This window comes from Gracilimonas sp. (assembly GCF_014762685.1).
GTDB lineage: Bacteria > Bacteroidota > Rhodothermia > Balneolales > Balneolaceae > Gracilimonas.
Map to the genome: position 1 here is coordinate 281605 of NZ_JABURM010000006.1, position 21190 is coordinate 302794.

General features: G+C 41.5%; 21 protein-coding genes. 15 read left to right on the forward strand and 6 right to left on the reverse strand.

Annotation, left to right across the window (positions count from 1 at the left end):
- The first annotated feature begins 73 nt into the window (after positions 1-73).
- From HUJ22_RS10785 to HUJ22_RS10805, 5 genes are all read left to right on the forward strand, one after another.
- Positions 74-1972 (forward strand): ABC-F family ATP-binding cassette domain-containing protein, encoded by a 1899-nt coding sequence (locus tag HUJ22_RS10785; RefSeq protein WP_290877213.1) that lies wholly within the window; start codon positions 74-76, stop codon positions 1970-1972.
- A 94-nt stretch (positions 1973-2066) separates the two neighbouring features.
- A complete protein-coding gene (locus tag HUJ22_RS10790; protein WP_290877216.1) occupies positions 2067-2411 on the forward strand; it encodes a hypothetical protein in 345 nt (114 codons plus the stop codon).
- Positions 2412-2619: 208 nt separating this feature from the next.
- The gene (locus tag HUJ22_RS10795; protein WP_290877219.1) at positions 2620-4170 is read left to right on the forward strand and encodes a hypothetical protein; all 1551 of its coding nucleotides are present in this window, start codon (positions 2620-2622) and stop codon (positions 4168-4170) included.
- Positions 4155-4913 carry an ABC transporter ATP-binding protein gene (locus HUJ22_RS10800; protein WP_290877222.1) on the forward strand — a complete coding sequence of 253 codons (759 nt, stop codon included), beginning with the start codon at positions 4155-4157 and terminating at the stop codon, positions 4911-4913. Before HUJ22_RS10795 ends, HUJ22_RS10800 begins: the two co-directional genes overlap by 16 nt.
- 135 nt (positions 4914-5048) lie before the next feature.
- A complete protein-coding gene (locus HUJ22_RS10805; RefSeq protein ID WP_290877225.1) occupies positions 5049-5741 on the forward strand; it encodes a hypothetical protein in 693 nt (230 codons plus the stop codon).
- 40 nt (positions 5742-5781) lie between these two features.
- On the opposite strand, the gene HUJ22_RS10810 is transcribed toward HUJ22_RS10805, so the two are convergent.
- The gene (locus tag HUJ22_RS10810; protein WP_290877228.1) at positions 5782-6495 is read right to left on the reverse strand and encodes an AAA family ATPase; all 714 of its coding nucleotides are present in this window, start codon (positions 6493-6495) and stop codon (positions 5782-5784) included.
- Between the two features lie 175 nt (positions 6496-6670).
- On the reverse strand, positions 6671-7144 hold the full coding sequence (locus tag HUJ22_RS10815) for a GAF domain-containing protein (protein ID WP_290877231.1): 474 nt from the start codon (positions 7142-7144) through the stop codon (positions 6671-6673).
- Positions 7145-7309: 165 nt separating this feature from the next.
- On the opposite strand from HUJ22_RS10815, the gene HUJ22_RS10820 reads away from it, so the two are divergent.
- The 3 genes from HUJ22_RS10820 to HUJ22_RS10830 all read left to right on the forward strand — a co-directional run bounded on the left by HUJ22_RS10820 (position 7310) and on the right by HUJ22_RS10830 (position 9828).
- On the forward strand, positions 7310-7939 hold the full coding sequence (locus HUJ22_RS10820) for a MarC family NAAT transporter (protein ID WP_290877234.1): 630 nt from the start codon (positions 7310-7312) through the stop codon (positions 7937-7939).
- Positions 7939-8385, forward strand: coding sequence for a DinB family protein (locus HUJ22_RS10825; protein WP_290877237.1), 447 nt, complete (start codon positions 7939-7941; stop codon positions 8383-8385). Before HUJ22_RS10820 ends, HUJ22_RS10825 begins: the two co-directional genes overlap by 1 nt.
- A gap of 93 nt (positions 8386-8478) precedes the next feature.
- A complete protein-coding gene (locus HUJ22_RS10830; RefSeq protein WP_290877240.1) occupies positions 8479-9828 on the forward strand; it encodes an alanine/glycine:cation symporter family protein in 1350 nt (449 codons plus the stop codon).
- 102 nt (positions 9829-9930) lie between these two features.
- Here HUJ22_RS10830 and HUJ22_RS10835 read toward each other — a convergent pair whose 3' ends face one another.
- On the reverse strand, positions 9931-10698 hold the full coding sequence (locus HUJ22_RS10835; RefSeq protein ID WP_290877243.1) for a hypothetical protein: 768 nt from the start codon (positions 10696-10698) through the stop codon (positions 9931-9933).
- 17 nt (positions 10699-10715) lie between these two features.
- On the reverse strand, positions 10716-11957 hold the full coding sequence (locus HUJ22_RS10840) for a hypothetical protein (protein WP_290877247.1): 1242 nt from the start codon (positions 11955-11957) through the stop codon (positions 10716-10718).
- Between the two features lie 278 nt (positions 11958-12235).
- Between HUJ22_RS10840 and HUJ22_RS10845 the strand changes: the two genes are divergently transcribed.
- The gene (locus HUJ22_RS10845; RefSeq protein WP_290877250.1) at positions 12236-14647 is read left to right on the forward strand and encodes a zinc-dependent metalloprotease; all 2412 of its coding nucleotides are present in this window, start codon (positions 12236-12238) and stop codon (positions 14645-14647) included.
- 72 nt (positions 14648-14719) lie between these two features.
- The gene (gene aat / locus HUJ22_RS10850) at positions 14720-15304 is read left to right on the forward strand and encodes a leucyl/phenylalanyl-tRNA--protein transferase (protein ID WP_290877253.1); all 585 of its coding nucleotides are present in this window, start codon (positions 14720-14722) and stop codon (positions 15302-15304) included.
- Positions 15305-15487: 183 nt separating this feature from the next.
- Here aat and HUJ22_RS10855 read toward each other — a convergent pair whose 3' ends face one another.
- Together HUJ22_RS10855 and HUJ22_RS10860 are read right to left on the reverse strand one after the other, a co-directional pair.
- Positions 15488-16369, reverse strand: a complete 882-nt coding sequence (locus HUJ22_RS10855) for an OmpA family protein (RefSeq protein ID WP_290877256.1) — start codon at positions 16367-16369, stop codon at positions 15488-15490.
- A gap of 2 nt (positions 16370-16371) precedes the next feature.
- Positions 16372-16743, reverse strand: a complete 372-nt coding sequence (locus HUJ22_RS10860) for a DUF4398 domain-containing protein (RefSeq protein WP_290877257.1) — start codon at positions 16741-16743, stop codon at positions 16372-16374.
- Positions 16744-17121: 378 nt separating this feature from the next.
- Here HUJ22_RS10860 and ffh point away from each other — a divergent pair, with 378 nt between their 5' ends.
- From ffh to rplS, 5 genes are read left to right on the forward strand one after another with little or no spacing between them, the layout of a single operon-like run.
- Positions 17122-18462 carry a signal recognition particle protein gene (ffh, locus tag HUJ22_RS10865; RefSeq protein ID WP_290877260.1) on the forward strand — a complete coding sequence of 447 codons (1341 nt, stop codon included), beginning with the start codon at positions 17122-17124 and terminating at the stop codon, positions 18460-18462.
- Positions 18463-18499: 37 nt separating this feature from the next.
- Positions 18500-19459: a 30S ribosomal protein S16 gene (gene rpsP / locus HUJ22_RS10870; protein WP_290877263.1), complete on the forward strand. Its 960-nt coding sequence runs from the start codon at positions 18500-18502 to the stop codon at positions 19457-19459.
- 17 nt (positions 19460-19476) lie between these two features.
- Positions 19477-20013, forward strand: coding sequence for a ribosome maturation factor RimM (gene rimM / locus HUJ22_RS10875; RefSeq protein ID WP_290877266.1), 537 nt, complete (start codon positions 19477-19479; stop codon positions 20011-20013).
- On the forward strand, positions 20014-20706 hold the full coding sequence (trmD, locus tag HUJ22_RS10880; protein ID WP_290877269.1) for a tRNA (guanosine(37)-N1)-methyltransferase TrmD: 693 nt from the start codon (positions 20014-20016) through the stop codon (positions 20704-20706).
- Positions 20707-20745: 39 nt separating this feature from the next.
- Entirely contained in the window at positions 20746-21096 is a 351-nt protein-coding gene (gene rplS / locus HUJ22_RS10885; RefSeq protein ID WP_290877271.1) for a 50S ribosomal protein L19, read from the forward strand.
- Positions 21097-21190: the final 94 nt, after the last annotated feature.

A 21190-nucleotide genomic window follows, 5' to 3' on the forward strand; every position in this document is an offset into this window, starting at 1 on the left:
TTTCCTCTTACAAAATCCGTATTTTAAATGTTCATCAAAAGAGATTTTAATAATACGTTCTACCCGGACTTTCATGACTTACCTTTCCACTGAAAATCTTTCCAAAAGTTTTGGAATTAAACCACTTTTTGAAGACCTCACGTTTGGAATTTCTAAAGGACACAAAACAGCCCTGATTGCTCCTAACGGAACAGGCAAGTCAACCCTGCTTAAGATATTGGCCGGAGAAATGGAGCCGGACAGCGGTAAAGTGATGATTCAAAATGGGGTTCAGGTTAGCTTTTTAGCTCAGGAACCGAAGATGGATGAAAATATGACCATCAGCGAATTTATCGCACACGGAAATTCTGAAAAAATCCGCATTGTGCAGCGGTATGAAAAAGCAGTGCATGATCAAGCTGAGGATTTCAATCCACAAACCCAGAAAGCCTATGAAAAAGCCGCTGCCGCCATGGATGCCGCCGAAGCCTGGGATGTGGAACAACAGATGGAACAAATTCTGAGCGTTCTGAATATTCATGATCTGGATCAGTCCATATCATCGCTTTCGGGTGGAGAAAGAAAAAGGGTGGCCCTGGCTTTTGTACTTTTGGATGAACCCGATCTTTTAATACTGGATGAGCCGACAAACCACCTCGATGTGGAGATGATTGAGTGGCTGGAAGCATACCTGGCCAAAAGTAATATGACACTGCTGATGGTGACTCACGACCGGTACTTCCTGGACAGAGTTTGTAATCATATTTTAGAGCTGGATTATGGCAAACTCTATCATCACAAAGGAAATTATGAGTATTACCTGGAAAAGAAAGCCGAGCGTGAAGAAATAGAGGCCACTGAAATAGCCAAAGCCGGAAAGTTGATGAAAAAAGAGCTGGAGTGGATGAGACGCGGTCCCAAAGCTCGAACCACAAAATCAAAGTCTCGCATCAAGGATTTCTATAAAACTAAAGAAAAAGCTACCAGTCAGAGAGAAGAATCAGAGCTGCAGCTGGATGTAAACATGAGCCGCATGGGGGGCAAAATCCTTGAACTCAAAAATATTTCAAAAGCTTATAATGACACCGTAATTCTGGATGATTTCAGTTATTCTTTTGTAAAAGGTGAACGAATTGGGATTCTTGGAAAGAATGGAGTCGGGAAAAGTACTTTTTTGAAAGTCCTCATGAAGGAGGAGCCTGCCGATTCCGGAGAAATTGAAACGGGAGAAACCATTGTATACGGTCACTATCAGCAACAGGGTATACAGCTGGACGAAAGTAAGCGGGTGATTGAAGTTATCAAGGAGGTAGCAGAAGTCATAGAATTAGCAAATGGCGACAAGATTACCGCTTCTCAATTTTTAGAACATTTTATGTTCCCCTCAAAAATGCAGTATACACCTATAGAAAAGTTAAGTGGAGGAGAAAAGCGCCGGCTGGGCTTGATGATGGTTCTAATTAAAAATCCAAATTTCCTGATTTTGGATGAGCCGACGAACGATTTGGATTTGCTCACACTCAATAAGCTGGAAGAATTTTTGCAAAACTTCAGCGGCTGCCTCATTATCGTTTCTCATGATCGTTTCTTCATGGACAAACTGGTAGATCATTATTTTGTTTTCAAAGGAAACGGGGTCATCACAGATTTCCATGGTACGTATGATGAGTACCGGGAAAAGGTTTTGGCAGAAGAAAGCTCTTCAAACAAAAATGAAAATAAACCCGTTAAAAAACCTGGAAGTAACCCTCAAGAGAACGTCTCTAAATCAGATCAAACCAAAAAACTAAGCTATAACGAGCGCCGTCAATACAACAAGCTTGAAAAAGAAATAGCTGAACTGGAAGAGCGAAAATCAGCCATCGAAACAAAACTTGGGAACGGAAATCTGGATTACCAAGAACTGGATGAACTTTCCAAAGAGTTTGAAGAAATTAAGAATGAAATCGATGATAAAACCCTGATTTGGTTTGAAATGGCTGAACGAGCGTGATTCTGATTTCTGAGTTCGACGTAAAGCTATTCTATTGTGATGTCAAACCAAATCAGGTTATCTTTGAAGAAAATTCAGTCAAAAAACGAATATTATGCCAACTGTAAAACTTCTGAAAATTGCACACGGCCGCAGCGGCGATAAAGGGAATGGAAGTAATGTGGGAATCATTGCCCGGCATCCTGACATCTATACTTTTTTAAAAGAGAACCTTACAGCTGAGCGTGTAAAAGAGCATATGAAATATGTGTGCAAAGGAGATGTTGAGCGGTATGAGCTTCCCAAAATCGGGGCATTAAATTTTATTTTGAATGAAAGCCTTGGCGGGGGTGGCACCGTTTCGCTAAAATTAGATGCCCAAGGCAAAACACACGCCTCCCAGGTTTTAAGAATGGATATTGACGTACCACAGGAACTGTTGGAGCTGGTTGAGAATTAGCTTTTGGCTCATCTTTTGACGGGTAAAGCAAACACCTTCCATGCTTTTACATAAGAGGATTATGGGTCAGGAATCTTTTTAAATATTAAAGTTTACGCCCCAAAAGTAATGGTGTTTTCTCTGTTTATTTAAATATTTCGATAGATAAATCATCTCATTTCTGTTATCATTGATCCTGATTCTTTAACTTAATCAAATATAAAAGGCGTTGTTCTACCGGCTGCTTTCTTTAAACTGGCGAATTTTTATATCCAACCTGAATCGCTTTCAGCTGTTGCTTACGGTAGGATATATTTTATTCCTGGGAATTATGCTGGTTAATTTAATCGGTACGGCAATTGTGGTTGTATTAATGGACAGTGATCCGTGGATGCAAGTTCAGCTCCCCTGGCTTACGCCTGATATCTACTCTTTTATTCTTCTGGTTTTTGGGAATGCATATTGGGTCATGCATTTTTCTTTTACCAACATGCGTTTGATGAATATAGAAGAAAACAGAAAACTGTTAGGCTTTGGGTTTCCACTTAAACGCCTTGCTAAATATCTTACACTGATCGGATTTTGTCACCCGGTAAATATTATCTACAATTTTACCTGGTTGATCTTTTTACTGATTCAGGTTAACTACGCCTTCCAGGTTCCTGTAGCCATCGCAGCAGTTGCATTAAATTATGTGCTTATTTATTCCGTTAAACACCGATTTATACGCGTGGTTGAAAAGCGATTCATTGCTGTTGTAGTCGGGTTTTTTGTTTTAGTATTCGGTTTGTTTCAGTTAATCTCTCTTTTTGCCTCTAACTCAAGTCGCATTTTTGCAGAATTTATGCCCCAGGTTGAAACTGTGAATGCTTTTCTTTCCTGGCTTCCGGGGGGTATGCTCATTCAAACGGTGACGGAGGATTACGGCTGGATCAATGCAACCATTATCTTCTCGTTTGCAGTGGTATTAGTTGGCCTTACGGTGATAGACCACTTCAACAAAACCAAAGAAGGACTCTTAAATCCAGGGCTTAAAAAAGCTGAGGAAGAAAGCAGTACACTTTGGAAAGTGTTACGCAAAGTGATGGGCCGAAATGCCGGAAAATATTATTTTTATGTAATGAAACACCCTTACAATCGGCTTCAGGTTTTAACTCTTACTATAATTCCGATTGTTTATGTACCCCTTCTGCTTAACGTTGATTTTGCGATCGCCCAAACCATTCTGATTCCAACCATTCTGGCAGGAATACCGGTAGCACTGTTGGCGATGGGCATGGCCAATATGTACGGATACGAAAACCGGGAATTTCTTCTGCACCTTCAATTTCCGATCAATTTAGAAAAACAGCTTAAGGAGCGATTTCTTGGAGTCATTGTCCTTCCTCTTTTGGTTTTCTATCTGATCACCGTCTTTGAATTACTGGTGATTCCCGAAATTGGCACCCCTCTCGAAATTTTTATTGCCAACACTTTTTTCTTCCTTATGTTCATGCTATTGTTTGTATGGAGTTCTTATTTCCAATATCAAAAAGCAACCTATTCGTCCTTTAGTTATAAACATCCTATTATTCCACAAAAAGTAACTTTTGCGATTTCCTTTCTCATCTTTTCGATGGGATATTTGGTGTTTGTTCCTCTAAATGGATTGGAATGGTACCGGCTCACTATCATGAGTACGGTAATTGTGATTATGGGAATTTACCTTTGGAAGCACATGGATGTTTTGGTCAACCTTTTTAAAAACCGCGTATTGATGAGATTATGGAGCGAGCTGTAGAAATAAGTGATTTAGTAAAGTGCTACGAGGATGAAGCCGTCCTGAAAAATCTGGAGCTGAAGATCCCAAAAGGAACTATTTTTGGACTTATTGGCCCTAATGGAGCCGGTAAAAGCACCTTGATTGGAGTACTCACCGGTTTATTAAGTTTTGAAGCCGGTGAAATTTTAATCCACGGGATGAAATTAAATCCCAAAAATGAACTGGAAATCAAACGGGTTACGGCTTCAGTGCTTCAGCCGCCTTTATTGTTTGAACAGTTTAGCAGCCTCGAGTTTATTGAATATGTATGTGAAATCTACGAAGTAGAAAAAGAGGGGCTAATTGAGAAAGCATATTCCTTGATGGACTATTTCGACATTAAAGATTTCGCAAAAATTAAGGTGAATAAGCTTTCTTCTGGGAGCCGAAAAAAACTGGCTTTTGTAACCGCAGTATTGGTGGAACCTCAATTACTGTTACTGGATGAGCCATTTGAAGCCGTGGATGTGATTTCCATTGAACGAATGAAAAATGTAATCCGAAAATTGAAGGTCAAAGGGGTCACTATTATCGTAACCAGTCATATTCTGGAAGTCGTAGAAAACCTGTGCGACGATATAGCTATCCTCCATAACGGGAAAATCAAAGCCTACCTGGATTCCGTGAGCCGTAAAGAGCTGCAAAAAGATTCAAGCCTCCACGAAATTTTCGAACAATATGTGGAAGTAGAAAAGAAAGATAAAATTGTTGACTGGCTGTAATCTAAATTTCTCTTTACAATAATAAGGTGAAGACGGAGTTTGAAGAGAGAGAAAAACTGTCGGTTTTTCCATTTCGATCAAATATTGTATAATCCTGAAGGTCGACAACAAATAATTAAAAGAAGGGTGTGTACTATGAAAGCAATAATAAGTGCGTTTTTATTTGTGCTTTTCTGTTGTTCATTTGTCTTTGCTCAAAACCGTCCGGATCCAAATGTCCCCCAGGGAGAAAACCTTGAAGTACCAGAAGGATGGGAAGTTCGCTTAGATCGAGACATGGAAGATGTTGTAATAGGCTCTGATCAGAATTCCGCTGACATTTATTTTGTAAATATGACGCCCGGATGGCATATCACAACAGGCCCGGCTGCAATATTTTATCACCCCGCAAATACTGCTTCCGGTAATTTTCGGATAAATTCTGAGGTTCATTTTTTTGATCCCGGAGATCGAAATCGAGAAGCTTATGGGATTTTTCTTGGAGGCAAAAACCTTGATGCAGATAATCAAACCTATGTGTATTTCCTGATTCGAAATACCGGAGAATTCCTGCTTAAGAAAAGAATTGGAGATGAAACTGAACTAATTCAGGATTGGACCCCAAGCAGTGTCATTGCAAAATATGAAGCCGGGGCCACGGAATCCGCCTCCGTAAAAAATATGTTTTCCATTGATGTTACTGACGATGCTGTGCACTTTTATCTTAACGGTGAAGAAGTCACCTCTGTGGATGCTTCAGAAATAGAAACGGATGGAATTTTTGGGTTACGGGTCAACCACAGCATCAACCTTCACATTTCTGACTTACGTCTTGAACCAAAGAATTAATCCAACAGTTTTTTAATTTTTACAGGACTTCCCAAAATAATCAGGCATGAACTGTTTTCAGTTTTTCTGAAAGCTTTTTGCCGGTTTTAAGCTCGTAGGCATGAAGTATGATATCTGTCATCTCTTCTAAATTATAGGTCTCAGAGTTTAATACCAGGTCATAATCACTTGAATTTGAAATATCCCTGTTAAAATTATACTCCACAAAATTAGCTCGTTCATCATCTTTTTTATTGATAACCTCGAGTACTTTTTCTTTGGGCATATTTTGATCCTTTGCATACCGCTCAATTCTGGTTTTTAGCGGGCTTACCACTCGAATGTGGAAAGATTTGGGGTCTTGACAAATGTAATTTGCGCCACGCCCTACAATTATACTATTGCCATATTTTTCAAGTGTTCGAACAGCACGCACCAAGTAAATAAGATAATGCAAGTTGGTCTCTCGCTGACGCAAAAATCCAAAAATTGTGTCTTCCAGAAACCCGCGCCTTACTTCATCTAAAGACTTTATAAACTCTTCGTTGCTGCCAAGCTTTTCACTTATAATAATCAGTAGGTCACGATCCCATACTTTGTACCCAAGGCGTTCGCCTAATTTCGCAGCCAGAGCCGCACCTTTTGCGCCAAATTCACGGGAAACCGTAATAACCGGAGATTTTTTGGGTAATCGCTTACTAACTTTGCCCACATTGCTATTCCTCATCCAAAAAAGGACTTGTTCTTCAATCATTTGTGAAACTTTCTTACTCATAATAATCCCCTATTCTACTTTATTAAGGCTGATACATACACCCCTTTATTAACAAAAAATTATAAAGACATGATGAAAATCACGGTTCCTTAACAAATATAGAATGGCGAAAACCGGCAACTGATCAGATCAATTCCCTTAGAGAAAAGCTATGTCTAAAAGTTAAACTGATTGCTTAAAATTCTTCGGACAGCAATTCACAAATTTCTTCTAAAAGTTCTCTCTGCTCTTTGGTGATAGAGTTTTTTGTGTTGGAATCTATATCCAACTGCCCTACAAATTCATCCTCTTTCATGATTGGCACTACAATTTCTGATTTAACGTCTACACTGCAGGCAAGATAATTATCCTCACTATGAACATCCTGAGCAACAAATGTTTCATGACTGAGTGCTACCTGACCGCATATGCCACGGCCGTAAGGAATACGGGTATGATTGGTTGAGGGGCCTACAAACGGACCAAGTACAAGCTCTTCTTTTCCGGCCGGATCCGGCAAATAAAATCCTACCCAGCTAAACGTATTTATCTCATCCGCCAAAAGTTCACAAATAGCAAAAAGCTTTTCATCACGGGTTACTTTTCGTTCTAAGATGTCTTCCGTGTCGGAAATCAATTGATCGTAAGAAATAAGTTGGGCAGTGCTCATAAGAAAAATATTTTTGTGGAGTAGAAAATAATATAATATTGATGATATAAAAGTTAAGCTTTAATTAAAGTAAAAAACACAACCAAAATTTGATAAAAAGGTGCGTATCTTTGGCCAATTATGGAAGAATTTTTTAGAGACATCCTCCCCTTTTCAACAGTATTTATGAGCATAGCTGCGCTATTTTTTGCAAGCTTTTCCTCATTATTTTCTGTGGTCAACCCCTTTGCCGCCATGCCTATTTACATTTCTTTAATGGAAGGGCATACGGATGCTGAGAAAATAAGAACAGCCCGCAAGGCTACAACCTACATGTTTTTTGTGCTCATCTCTTTTTTATTGGTAGGTACTTTCATTCTAAGTTTTTTTGGTATAAGTCTGCCGGGGATTCAAATAGCAGGTGGATTAATTATTGTTCGTTCCGGTTTTTCGATGTTGAATCCTGACAATGGCGGACAAAAACTTACCAAAAAAGACCAGGAAGCCGCTATGGAAAAAGAAGATGTATCATTCAGTCCGCTTGCGCTTCCATTATTATCAGGGCCGGGAAGTATAGCTGTAGTGATTGGGTTTGGTTCAGATACTCAAGGTGCTACAGATTACCTCGTGCATGGGATAGCCGTTTTTATGACGGCTTTGCTTGCATATGGGATTTTAAGAGTAGCCCCTGCCTTGGTAAAATATATAGGGAAAACAGGCATGACAGTCATCACCCGGATGATGGGATTCATTGTTTTAGCGATTGGGGTTCAATTTGTTATAAATGGCATATCTAAGTTTTTTGGAATAGGATAATGGATATCACAACACTTATCGACTATGACGAATGGGCTAACCGTAAAGTCTTTAATGCCATTAAAGGTTTAGAAGCCGAAAGTTATGAAGCCGAACTATACAAGCAGTTTGCCCATCTGCTGGCAACGCAAATAGTTTGGATGAGCCGAATTACCGGGAACTCCAGTAAGCTGGCTATTTGGCCGGATTTATCAATCCATGAAACTGAAACACTCATGAACGAAAATCCCAAAAAGCTTAAAAACCTAATATCACGCAAAGATACTCTTATTACCTATAAAAACTCACGGGGAGAAAAATTCCAAAATTCAGTTGAAGAAATATTAATGCACTTAACGATTCATGGGCAACATCACCGGGCGCAAATAGCAAAGCTTTTAAGAAAGGCCGGTACAAGCCCTCCCGGAACTGATTTCATATTTTTTCTGCGTACACTGCACAATTAATCTTTCTATTCATTAGTTTCTTCGCTTAAAGTTTAATTAACGGACAATACCCTGGTACTCGTCGAAGAATTTCTTGCAGCATTTTCATCTTTTATGTGGGGATACCCGCTCGTTTTTTTATTAGTCGGTGGAGGACTCTTCTTCCTTATCTCTTCCGGCTTCACCCCCTTCCGGTTTTTCTTCCACGCCATCGATTTGGTTCGTGGAAAATATGATAATCCCGATGATCCAGGCGACATCAATCACTTCGAAGCACTCTCTACGGCTCTGGCCTCGACGGTTGGAATGGGGAATATCAGCGGTGTTGCAGTTGCAATTTTTATGGGAGGGCCCGGTGCTTTATTCTGGATGTGGATGAGTGCAATTGTGGGAATGGCTACCAAATTTTTTACCTGTACCCTGTCTATCATGTATCGCGGAAAAGATACTGAAGGTAAAATTCAGGGCGGCCCGATGTATGTAATTCGCGAGGGTTTAAATAAAAAATGGATGCCATTGGCCTATTTATTTGCTTTTGCCGGATTATTTGGACCGCTTCCCATTTTTCAAACCAACCAATTAGTTCAAATTTTAAGGGATTTGATTTACATCCCAAATGGGTTAGTTGAAGCAGACAGTGCTTTTACAGGAAACCTCCTTACCGGTATAGCATTGGTTGGACTAGTATCACTGGTCATTTTTGGCGGGATTACTAAAATTGGAAAAGTAGCTGCAAAGTTGGTTCCCTCCATGGTTTTAATCTATGTCGGGTCTGTTCTCTTTATTTTAGCAGTACATATAGGAGACATCCCTTATTACCTTGGGTTAATTGTAACGGATGCCTTCACCGGTAAAGCGGTAATGGGCGGTGCTGTCGGTCAACTTATAATAATTGGAGTTCAAAGAGCCGCTTTTTCTAATGAAGCCGGTATTGGAACCGAATCGCTGGCACACGGAGCTTCCAAAACCAAAGAACCGGTTCGCGAGGGCCTGGTGGCTATGATGGAACCTGCCATCGATACTATTATAGTTTGTACGATGACGGCCCTTGCAATCCTGGTAACAGGTGTATGGCAAACTACGGAAGCCAATGGTGTTACTTTAACCTTGAATGCCTTTAACGAAGCCCTGCCAGCGTTTGGAACTTACTTGCTGTTGATTTCGGTCTTCACATTTAGTGTGAGCTCCATGCTTTCTTATTCTTATTATGGAACCAAATGTCTTGGATTCATGATTGGGGCAGAACGGCAGTATTTATACAATTACTTTTATGTTTTCTCCATTATTTTTGGAGCTGTCGCTTCTCTGGATGCTGTAATCAATCTCATTGACGGCATGTTTGCTTTGATGGCTGTTCCCACTATGATTTCAGCACTCATGCTATCATCTAAAGTCCGTGAGGCTTCCAAAAGCTATTTCAAACGGGTTCGAAGCGGAGAGTTTACAGAGTATTTGAAAAAATAAATTTCACCACCATACAAAAGGTGCAAGGATCGCCGCCAAGACCTTAAATCGACCTTTCACCTTCGCACCCTTTTATTAATTGGATACTGTAATCCCAATTTTCTAATTCACCCTTCGTGCCCGAACGCCGAAATCTACATTATCCTCAACCCACTCAATAAAGCGATCCTGCTCTTTTAGTGGCTTATTGGGGATGAAAAGAGTAGAATCATTCCAAGCAGTCATTACATTTGCATCCTGAGTCCAAACCTTAACTCTTCGCCGAGGCACTTCTGTTTGCCAGCTTCTGCCCGTGGTAGCATCCGTATAAAGTAGACGTATAGTTATATTTCGGGATAGCTTTTCGAGAGGGGAAAAGTCAATGCTGCTATAATCTGTTGTCCCATCCCTCATTACATCGGGGGCATCAGGGATGCCATCACTCAGCATTACCACCGAAACAGGTCGCAAAAGAAGGTTTTTGTTCCGGATAGTTAGTGCTATTTGTTCAAAGAAAGCATTGAAATCAGTGAAACGGTTCTGCTCTTCTTTTGGGAATATTTCATGAAGTTTTTCTTCAATTTCCTCCACACTCCTGTTTTCAAAAGTTTGAATCGGATAGAAGGTTTTCGGTTCATTGTTCTCAGATCCCCCGATTGAACTAACGAACAGCACATTCGGCTTTTCCAATTCTCCTATCCCGTTAAGGTGGGCATATATATAGTGAGAAAGGAATTCTAATGAGTTATCGAAATGCCCGCTGTCTATATATGAACCACTTACATCTACACCTACAAATAAAGAGAGGCGAGGATTAGGTTCGTCAGAGGTCGTACAACTTAGCAGGGTCAGTGCCCCAAAAAGCAAAATAAATCGCATTAATTTAATCATAGTATAGTCTCTTATTCTTAATTTGCGTTTGCTGCTTTGTCGGAGGATAATTCCGCTTTCTTCTCATTACCGGTGTTGACACCCCCGGTCTTCTTGAGGCTTTCCATATCGGTCAAGGGTAAATCAAACATATGTTTACCGGCCACCAGAAGAGTACAGAAATTTATGGCGGAGGCCACTAATTGTAAGGGAGGCAACATAAAAGCCTCTATCAATTCATCTCCTTTTTGTTGCACCCAGTCAATATTCTCTTTGATGCCGTTCATGTACTCATCCGTATCAAATATTTGGGCAGAAAGTTTCTTTGAAGCTTCTGACGGTTCTTTACTTTTCGCACCTTCAATACCTTTACCCTGTATGATTGCCATAATTGTAGGCGTTCCATACGAGGCAAATAGAAACCACGATAAACTTCGAATCCCAAACCAAACAAATGTTGAAATGGCAAGAATACCTAAAATACCTATCTGAAAGTCTTCCGCATACATTGCGAACCAAGGTATAAGGGCATCCACAAACTCTCTGTAAAGAAACAATACCTCAACCAGCAACACAATCACTTCAATGGCAGCAATACCAATGATATGTGATATGTTTTTTTCTTTTACTGAATCTACAAAAGTTGAAAGTACCGCATAACTTCCCAAAACAATAAAAAACAGGAAAGTAAAAAGAGCTATTCGCATCAGCGTTATATCAATAGTTTCCCCGGTAATATTAGATAGGGTATCAAGAACAAGAGGGGTAGTTACATAGGTGAAAATGGTCGCTTCAATCAACACCCAAAAAAGCGTTAGAAATACTGCTATTAACGGAATGGATGACCCGGTAACTTTTTTCCCCGCAGAACCGAGCAATCGAAACGGCATCAATAAAATAGTTTGCAGTACGGCCATCACTCCGAGAACCAACATTTTTATCATCCCTAATAAATATACCACCAAGTAAAAAAAGAAATTGGCCAATCCCGCCCAAAAATAAGCGATGGATTTTCCTAAATCCCACCATGTGGTAAACAAAGAGAGTGTATACTCCTTTCGATTATGCCTGAAAATAATAGACAAAACCGTTGGTATAGTAACCCAAGCACCTAAAATAAATGTCAAAACAGGTAACAATAAAAATACCCGCTTTAATGACATCGCCCATAAAGGATCGCTTGCTGCCCATGCAAAAGCCAAAAACTCTTCCTGAAAAAAAGTAGGGAAAAGTAGTATTGAAAAAACAATTTTAGCTATAGTACCTGTATCATTGTTCATATTATTCGGTTTTTGTTACAAATAATCAGTTAGTTAGTACTCAAGATTTCTGATATTGTTCGCCACTTTTGTCTTAGTGACTATACAGTAAAAGCTTTTCAAAGGTTTTTTGTTACATAATTTAATTTTTGTAAAAACCATATCGTGATAATACCCTGAAGTTAAGTCACTTAAACAATCTCAAACTTTAACATTTTTCTTATCCCCTTTACTTTCACATATTGGCTCTAACTGTTATCTACCATAATATAATCCAACTTTCCTAATCTCCAACTTTTATGAAACGAACGATACTTTTTTCTTTATTGACGTTTTTGGCGGTACACGCCACAGCACAAATCCCGACTATTTCTGAAAAAACTGAAGGGATTGATAAAACCGAAGGCTTTTTTGATTATTACTATGATGAAGCTAAAGACCAACTTTGGCTCGAGATTGATAAACTGGATACCGAATTTATCTATGTGAATTCACTTACAGCGGGAATTGGCTCCAATGATATCGGACTTGATCGCGGGCAATTGGGTGACACCCGTATTGTCTATTTTGAGCGCCGGGGTCCCAAAGTAATGATGGTTCAGCCTAATTACGGTTACCGTGCAGAAACAGATAATCCGCTCGAACAAAAATCTGTAAATGAAGCATTTGCCTCTTCAATTTTAGCCGGTTTTGAAATAGCCGCCGAGGAAGACGGAAAACTATTGATAGACCTCACCCCATTTTTATTGCAGGACGCACACGGAGTAACCCAAACCTTGCAAAGAAGTAATCAAGGTTCTTATAGTTTGGACAAAAATCGCTCTGCACTTTATAAAGAAGCGATTTTAAACTTCCCAAAAAATACAGAATTTGAAGCTACGCTTACCTTTCAGGGGAATAATCCCGGTGGGTATGTACGTTCCGTAGTTCCTACTCCTGAAGCCATCACGGTTCGGCAGCATCACTCCTTTGTTGAATTGCCGGATGACGGATATGAAAAAAGAGAATACGACCCTCGGGCCGGATACTTTGGTATATCTTATCAAGACTATGGAACTCCCATTGATGAATCTCTGACAAAACGTTTTATCTCCCGGCACCGGTTGGAAAAGAAAAATCCTGGTGCAGAAGTCAGTGAGCCGGTAGAGCCGATTGTATATTATCTGGATAACGGAACCCCGGAGCCTGTCCGCAGCGCTTTATTAGAAGGCGGACGTTGGTGGAATCAAGCTTTTGAAGCCGCCGGGTACAAAGATGCGTTCATTGTAAAAGTATTGCCCGAAGATGCTCACCCTCTCGATGTTCGATATAATGTAATTCAGTGGATCCACCGCTCAACACGTGGATGGTCGTATGGATCGTCAGTTCGTGATCCACGCACGGGTGAGATTATCAAAGGACATGTATCCCTCGGTTCACTCCGTGTTCGCCAGGATTTTCTGATCGCAGAAGGACTTCTTGCTCCTTATGCGGATGAATCCGAAGAAAACACCATGATGCAGGAAATGGCGCTGGCCCGAATTCGTCAGCTTTCAGCCCATGAAATTGGCCATACTATCGGGATTGCGCACAATTTTGCTGCCAGCGTAACCGATGATGCTTCCGTAATGGATTACCCGCACCCCCAGCCTAAAATTGTAAATGGAGAAATTGATCTTTCCAATCCATATGACGTTGGAATTGGTGAGTGGGATAAATTGGCCGTGGCCTATGGCTATCAAGATTTCCCTGAAGGAACCGATGAGAAAGCTGCGTTGAATGAAGTCCTGGAAGAAGGCTATGGTTCAGGCTTGAAATATATTTCTGATCAGGATGCTCGCCCGCAGAGCGGTGCTCATCCAGATGCACACTTATGGGAATTTGGAGATGACCCGGTAGCACAACTTCCTAAAATCATGGAAATCCGCAGAACAGCTCTTGAGAATTTTGGGGAAGCTAATCTGAAAGCCGGCCGGCCACTTGCTGAACTACACGATGTACTCGTTCCAATCTACCTGTTCCACCGCTACCAGGTGGAAGCTACCGTAAAACTTATTGGCGGACTCGATTACACCTACAAGGTGAAAGGTGACAATCAGGCCTATCCTGAAATAGTAGATCGAGCCACTCAGGAAAAAGCACTGAATGAAATGCTTGCAACCATTTCTCCTGAAGCATTGGCACTGCCGGAAGATCTCTTGGAGATTATCCCTCCCCGACCTGCAGGACTTGGTTACTCCCGTGAATTATTCAATGGAAATACCGGCCCTGCTATGGATGCTCTGGGCATTGCCGAAACGGCTGCTGACCTTTCCGTTAGTTTAATCCTGAATGCGGATCGTGCCAACAGACTGGTTGAATATTCTGCCCGTCAAGGAAACCTGAGTCTGGAAAATGTAATCGACCGGTTGGTGAGTCATACCTGGGACCGCAAACTACAGCCCGGTTATCTCGGATCAGTTCAACGTGTCACTAAGCATGTAGCTTTGAAGAATATGATCGAGTTAGCAGCATCAAGTCGGGCCAACCCTGTAACCAAAGCAATTATGCATCAAAAGCTCAAGGATCTACAGTCTAAGCTGTCCAGAAATAAGGATGCCGACAGTCAGTATGGCGCTCATCTAATCGCTCAGTTCTTCACCAATCCCGAAGAGTTTGAAGTTGAAGATGCCCCCGCCCCGCCTCCCGGTTCTCCGATTGGAAGTGGTGGGATGTTTTATTGTGAGTTTTAATTAAAACACAGGGCACTTTGCACACAGCACAGCATTTGCGCGATGTGCTGTGTGCAAGGTGCTGTTATTATTATGCGCATCCTCCCACCTGAGAAACTGCTCGAAGCCTATGCCCGGGGAATCTTCCCCATGGCGGAAAGCAAAGATTCCGATGATGTGGATTGGTACACGGCTCGAAAACGAGGCATTATTCCAATCGGGGAATTTCACACTTCAAAAAACTTAAGCCGGATCATTCGCCAGGAGCGCTTTGAAATAAGGGTAAACCGCAATTTTCGGGAAGTGGTAACCCAATGCGCCAACCGGGATTCCACATGGATCAATGATTTGATAATTAATTCTTACGATGTTCTGAATCAGCATGGAAATGCCTGCAGCGTGGAAAGTTACCGGGAAGGAAAATTAGTCGGAGGTTTATATGGCGTGAAATTAAAAGCCGCCTTTTTCGGAGAGAGCATGTTCAGGAAAGCAAAATATGCAGATAAGGTAGCGTTATATTACTGCCACGAAATCCTCAAAAATAATGGTTTTCTACTTTGGGACACTCAGTTCTACACCGACCACCTTGCCCAATTCGGCTGTGTTGAAATTAACGCTTCAGATTACGAGCAAATGCTGAATGAAGCGCTGAGGAAAGATTGTGAGTTTAAATTATAGAGTCACACCTTCATACTGGAAATAAAAAAGCCGCCCCGGAGTATAAATCTTTGATTTTCACCCGAAGCAGCTTTTTGGATAGGATACCTGTTACACTTTAATCCTTGCAGAAAGTTACAAGCTTGAATAAAAAAGGCGGGAAATTACTCATTTCCCGCCAGGCCTCTCTCTTTGCCTAAGAAGTTATTGCGTGCGCTGCGTAACAACTCCATTTTCGTTTGATATAATAACTTCTACCCGTCGGTTTTGCTGTCGTCCGGCCTCATTCTCATTCGTCGCCACAGGGTACTCTTCCCCATATCCGACCGTTTGAATTCTCTGGGAAGATATCCCGGCGCGAATCAAGGCAGATCTTAAAGCATCCGCCCTTCTTTGGGATAAGTTCTTGTTGTATTCAGCTGACCCGACACTATCCGTAAAACCTTCAATTTGCACCTTTCTTTCCGGATACTCCTTTAGAAAATTTGATAATTCATTCACAACTCTGGAAGCTCCCGGTTTCAGGGTAGCGCTGTCAAAATCAAATAATACATCACTTAAGGTTAGCACCATTCCCCGTTCACTTTGGCGGGCTTCCATTTCAGAAAGCCTTCCGGCCAGCTCCTCGGCTTCACGACGAGCTCTTAATGCTTCTTCCCGCTCTTCCTGAACCTGCTCAAGGGCTTTTTCCGCACGACGCTCTGCCGCTATGGCTTCCGCTTTTCTTGCTTCAATTAACACGCGCTGACGTTCAGCCTCAGCTCGTTCCACTTCATCCTGGGCAGCATTTAACCGGGCTGTTTCTGTGGCTATCTTCGTTTTTTGTTGCGCGATATACGCATGATGCTCAATTAGTTTCTTGTCTCCTTTATCTTGCCAGATTTGCCGGCTTTGCCCCAGCGCCTCTTCTGCTTCCTTAAGTGCAACGGGGGCCTTTAAAACTATTAAGGAATCATTTTCTGCTTGTTGATATTCCTGCTCAGCCTGTGTCAACAACGGATTATTCTGAGGAGGCCCGCCACAACCGGCTAATACAAATGAAATCAGTACCGATCCAAGTATTAATGCATGGGTAACCGTTCGCATACTTAACCTCTCTCTTTATTTAGATTATTTTGAATTTCTTCCTGAAGGGCTTTTATGCTCTCCCGAAGCTGTTGTACGGCTCGTTGAGATTTAGCTGACAGCGTTTTAATCTGCGCAAGCTCAGCATCCACCATAGCTTTCTCGGCTGTTAATTCAGCATCCTCATACTGTTCCTGGCTTACTTGTGCCTTTGCTTTTTCCAGTTTCTTTCGAGCCTCCCGGATCTCCAAAGGAGCATAATCATCCGCTCCCACTTGTTCCGCTTGCTGGATATACGACTCAACCTGGGTAATCTCTTGTGTTGGGGGCTTTGTGCTTGCACATGCTCCTGTAAATACAACGAGCAATACCAGTAGCGTAAATTCTCTCATCATGACCGTTAATTTTTATTACAAGGTTTGTAATGTTTACTATTACTTTTGAAAGAATGTTCCCAATTGAGTGCACAAAGGCTAAGTGATATGCTCAGGGGTAAATTCATTGTACAACCCCTTCAAGATTTGCAGACTGTAAGTAGCTTTTTCCTCCTGTTTTCGTTAGCTCAAAACAGAGTTATTCATTTTTTTCAAAATTTGGGCGGAAACTCTATCACTCTATTCAAGTCTAAAAAGCCGAATCAACCATCCTCAACTCTCATCTTATCAACTGTCAACTCTCGCAAAAATAATTATCCACAAAGCTGTTGATAAGCCTGAAAAGATGCCGTATTTTTACAGGCTCTGTAATTGGCGGAGAAAAACTGATTTAACAAAATGTTTGAAGATTTATCCTCAAAATTAGATAAAGCGTTTCAATCCCTTAAGGGGGAAGCTCGCATCACGGATGTGAATATCGCGGAGACTGTCCGTGAAATTCGCCGTGCATTGCTGGATGCTGACGTTAATTATGAGGTAGCCCGCCAGTTTACGGATGATATTAAAGAGCAGGTGCTCGGCTCCGACGTACTTACCAGTGTTAATCCCGGCCAACAGTTCACAAAAATTGTGCACGACAAGCTGGTTGAAACATTCGGTGGTGAACGGGTCGATATCGCACAGGCCGACATCCCTCCTACAGTAATTCTTATAGCCGGACTTCAGGGTTCGGGTAAAACTACCTTCGTTGGTAAGTTAGCCCGATACTTAAAGCAGGAGCATAAAAGGAATCCTCTTCTTGCTGCCGCCGATGTTTATCGCCCTGCCGCTGTTGACCAGCTTAAGATACTCGCATCTCAAATTGATGTTCCGGTGTATTCCATCGAACAGAAAGATGCCGTTCGCGTTGCCAAAGAAGCCGTTTCCATGGCTAAAAGTTTAGCGCTCGACACGGTTATTATTGATACTGCGGGTCGTTTGCATGTAGATGAGGAGATGATGAATGAGGTTGCGGAAATTAAGAAAGCCGTAAATCCTCATGAGATTCTGTTTGTGGTCGATTCCATGACCGGACAGGATGCTGTAAACACAGCCAAAGAATTTAACGAACGTATTAATTACGACGGTGTAGTTTTAACTAAGCTGGATGGTGACACCCGCGGTGGTGCTGCCCTTTCCATCAAGACCGTTGTAAATAAACCCATCAAATTTGTGAGTACCGGCGAGAAGCTGGATGCTCTTTCTCCTTTTTATCCCGACCGAATGGCCCAGCGTATTTTGGGCATGGGAGATGTGGTTTCGTTTGTTGAAAAAGCTCAAAAAGAATTTGACGAGAATGAAGCTGAAAAACTTCAAAAGAAAATTAAGTCGGATAAATTCGACCTGAATGATTTTCTCGAGCAAATTCAAAAGATCAAGAAGATGGGAGACTTCGGTGATCTTGTTTCTATGATACCCGGCGCCAGCAAAGCATTGGATAATGCAGAAATCGACGATGATGCGTTCAAACCGATTGAAGCTATAATCTTATCAATGACGCCGGAGGAGCGTCAGAATCCCGAGCTATTAAATGGAAGTCGAAGACGACGTATAGCAAAAGGTTCTGGCACCAAAGTTCATGAGATCAATCAACTCATGAAGCAGTTCGATCAAATGAAAAAAATGATGAAGACCATGTCGAAAATGGGTAAAGCCGGACGTGCTCTTCAAGGACTGAAAAATCTGCCTATCGGCCGATAAGAACTTATAATTAAAACACACATATTGGAGAACATCATTGTTAAGAATCAGATTACAACGCAAAGGACGTAAGAAACGCCCAATTTGGCATATTGTAGTTGCGGAAAAAAGCTATGCCCGTGATGGCCGAATTGTAGAGCAAGTGGGTCGTTATGACAACGTAACCGAGAAAAAAGAAGTGGTACTCAACGAAGACCGCATTCTTTATTGGTTAGATACCGGAGCTCAACCAACCGACACTGTACGTAAAATTCTTCGTCGCGAAGGTATTTTATACAAGCGCCATCTCATAAACTGGGGCAAAAGTGAAGAAGAAGTTGAAGCTGCATTAGCGGAATGGAAAGAATACAGAGATTCCAAAAAAGAAGACGCCGCCAGCCGAAAAGAAGATTACAAAGCCGTACTTGCTGCTGAAGAGAAAGAATACAAAGAACAGCTTCAGAAAAAAGCCAAGCAAGCTGCTGCAGAAGTAGAAGCTGAAAAAGCAGCCGAGGAAGCTGAAGAGAAAGAAGCTCCAAAAACGGAAGCTGAAGAAATTGAAGCCGCTTTAGAAGGTGCTGAAGCCGACAAATCAGAAGAGACTGAGGCTAAAGAAGAAAAAGCCGAAGCTGCTGAAGAGGCCGAGGAAACGGAAGCTACTGAAACTGAAGAGGAAACTACCGAGGCAGAAGCCGAAGAAGAATCTTCAGATAAAGCAGAAGAGGTTGAAGCTAAAGAAGAAACTCAGGAAGAAGACAAAAAAGAAGAAGAACCTGAGGAAGAAACAACTGAAGCTGCCGAAGAAGAGTCTGATGACGCAGAAGAAGAAACCAAAGATGAAGAACCGGCTGAAGAAAAAGCCGAAGAAACATCCGGACAGGTTTCTACTGATATGACTGCAAAAGAGGCTATCGACCATATCAAGGATACAGATTTGGAAGACCTAAAAGGATTTGTACCAGACGATGAAGACCGTGTAACGGTTCAGCGTGCCTGGGAAAGTAAACAAGAAGGATAATTTAATATCCGGCGCCTATGAATCGGGACGCCAATACACCGGGCTTTATTCAGGTGGGACATGTATTACGTTCCCACGGACTTGAGGGCGAACTCAAAGTTTTCTTTGATGTGAGTGATCCTCAGGAAATTGAAAACCTGAAGCTGGTTTATTTGCGAAATGACAGAGGTGACTTCTACCCTGCACGTATTACAGATATGCGTGTTGAGGGAAAAAGAAATGATATTTCGTTCTTTGTACAATTTGACCATATCGCTGATCGCACCGGTGCTGAAGCTTTAAAAAACCGCGGTATTTTCCTTGAAGTTGAAAATGCCGAGCCTTTTTTAAAAGTAAACAGTGAAACCGAAGATTCATTAGTTGATCATGAAGTTTTTGATGATGATGAATCAATCGGCTTAGTGATTGATGTGATGAATAATCCGGCACACCCTATTTTGGTAGTTGCAACTACTTCGGGAAGCAGGCTTATTCCATACGTCGATCATTTTGTAAAAACCACTAGTGACGGTAACATCTATTGCCAAAACCTGGATGAACTGGAGGGAATTTAAATGAGGATTGACATCATTTCCGCTGTTCCCGCTTTATTAGAAAGCCCGCTGAATCACAGTATTGTAAAGCGCGCTATTGATAAAAAGTTGGTTGAAATTCATGTCCACGATCTTCGGGACTATACCGAAGACAAGCATAATAAAATAGATAATTATCCATACGGCGGTGAGCCCGGCATGGTATTGACTCCGCAACCCATTTTCAGTTGCATCGAGCAATTACAATCCGAGCGCGATTACGACGAACTGATTTTTACGGCACCCGATGGTGAAGTTTTTAAACAATCGCATGCAAACCAGCTGTCACTGAAAAAAAACATTGTCATTTTATGTGGCCATTATAAAGGCGTCGATCAGCGAGTTAGAGATGAACTCATCACCAAAGAATTTTCCATTGGTGATTATGTGCTTTCGGGCGGAGAAATTCCGGCACTTGCAATTACTGATGCCGTTGTCCGCCTTGTTCCCGGTGTGTTGGGAGATGCAGAAAGCGCATTAAATGATTCATTTCAAGACAACCTGCTGGAAGCCCCTGTTTACACGCGTCCAGCAGAATTCAAAGGGTTAAAGGTTCCGGATGTATTGCTTTCAGGAAACCACCAAAAAGTGGCGGATTGGAAACATGAACAATCCGTAAAGAGAACCAAAGAACGAAGAAAAGATTTGTACAAAAAATTTAAGAAAGAACATTAACAACAATTCCGGCCGCTGTCGGGATTAAATTTAGAAATCATGGATAAGCTAAAACTTGTAGAGCAAAGCCTAATAAATGAGGAAATTCCTCTGTTTACTGCCGGCGATACGGTAAATGTACACTATCGTGTACGTGAGGGTGAAAAAGAACGTATTCAGCAGTATGAAGGCATCGTACTTTCTGAGCGTGGAAGTGGCCCAAATAAAACTTTTACTGTTCGTAAGATCAGCAGCAACGTTGGTGTTGAGCGTGTTTTCCCTTTGAACTCTCCTTTTATTGCAAAAATTGAAGTGAAGAAAAAAGGAAAAGTAAGACGTTCAAAACTTTTCTACCTGAGAGATCTTCGTGGAAAAGCAGCTCGTATTCAGGAAAAAGGAGAAAAAAAGTAATCTATCCGATTACTTTAACCCGTTCAACGTATTTTCGGGTGTCAACAACGGGCAATCTCTAAATAACTTAGCATTCAATGCTCTTTTATGGGGA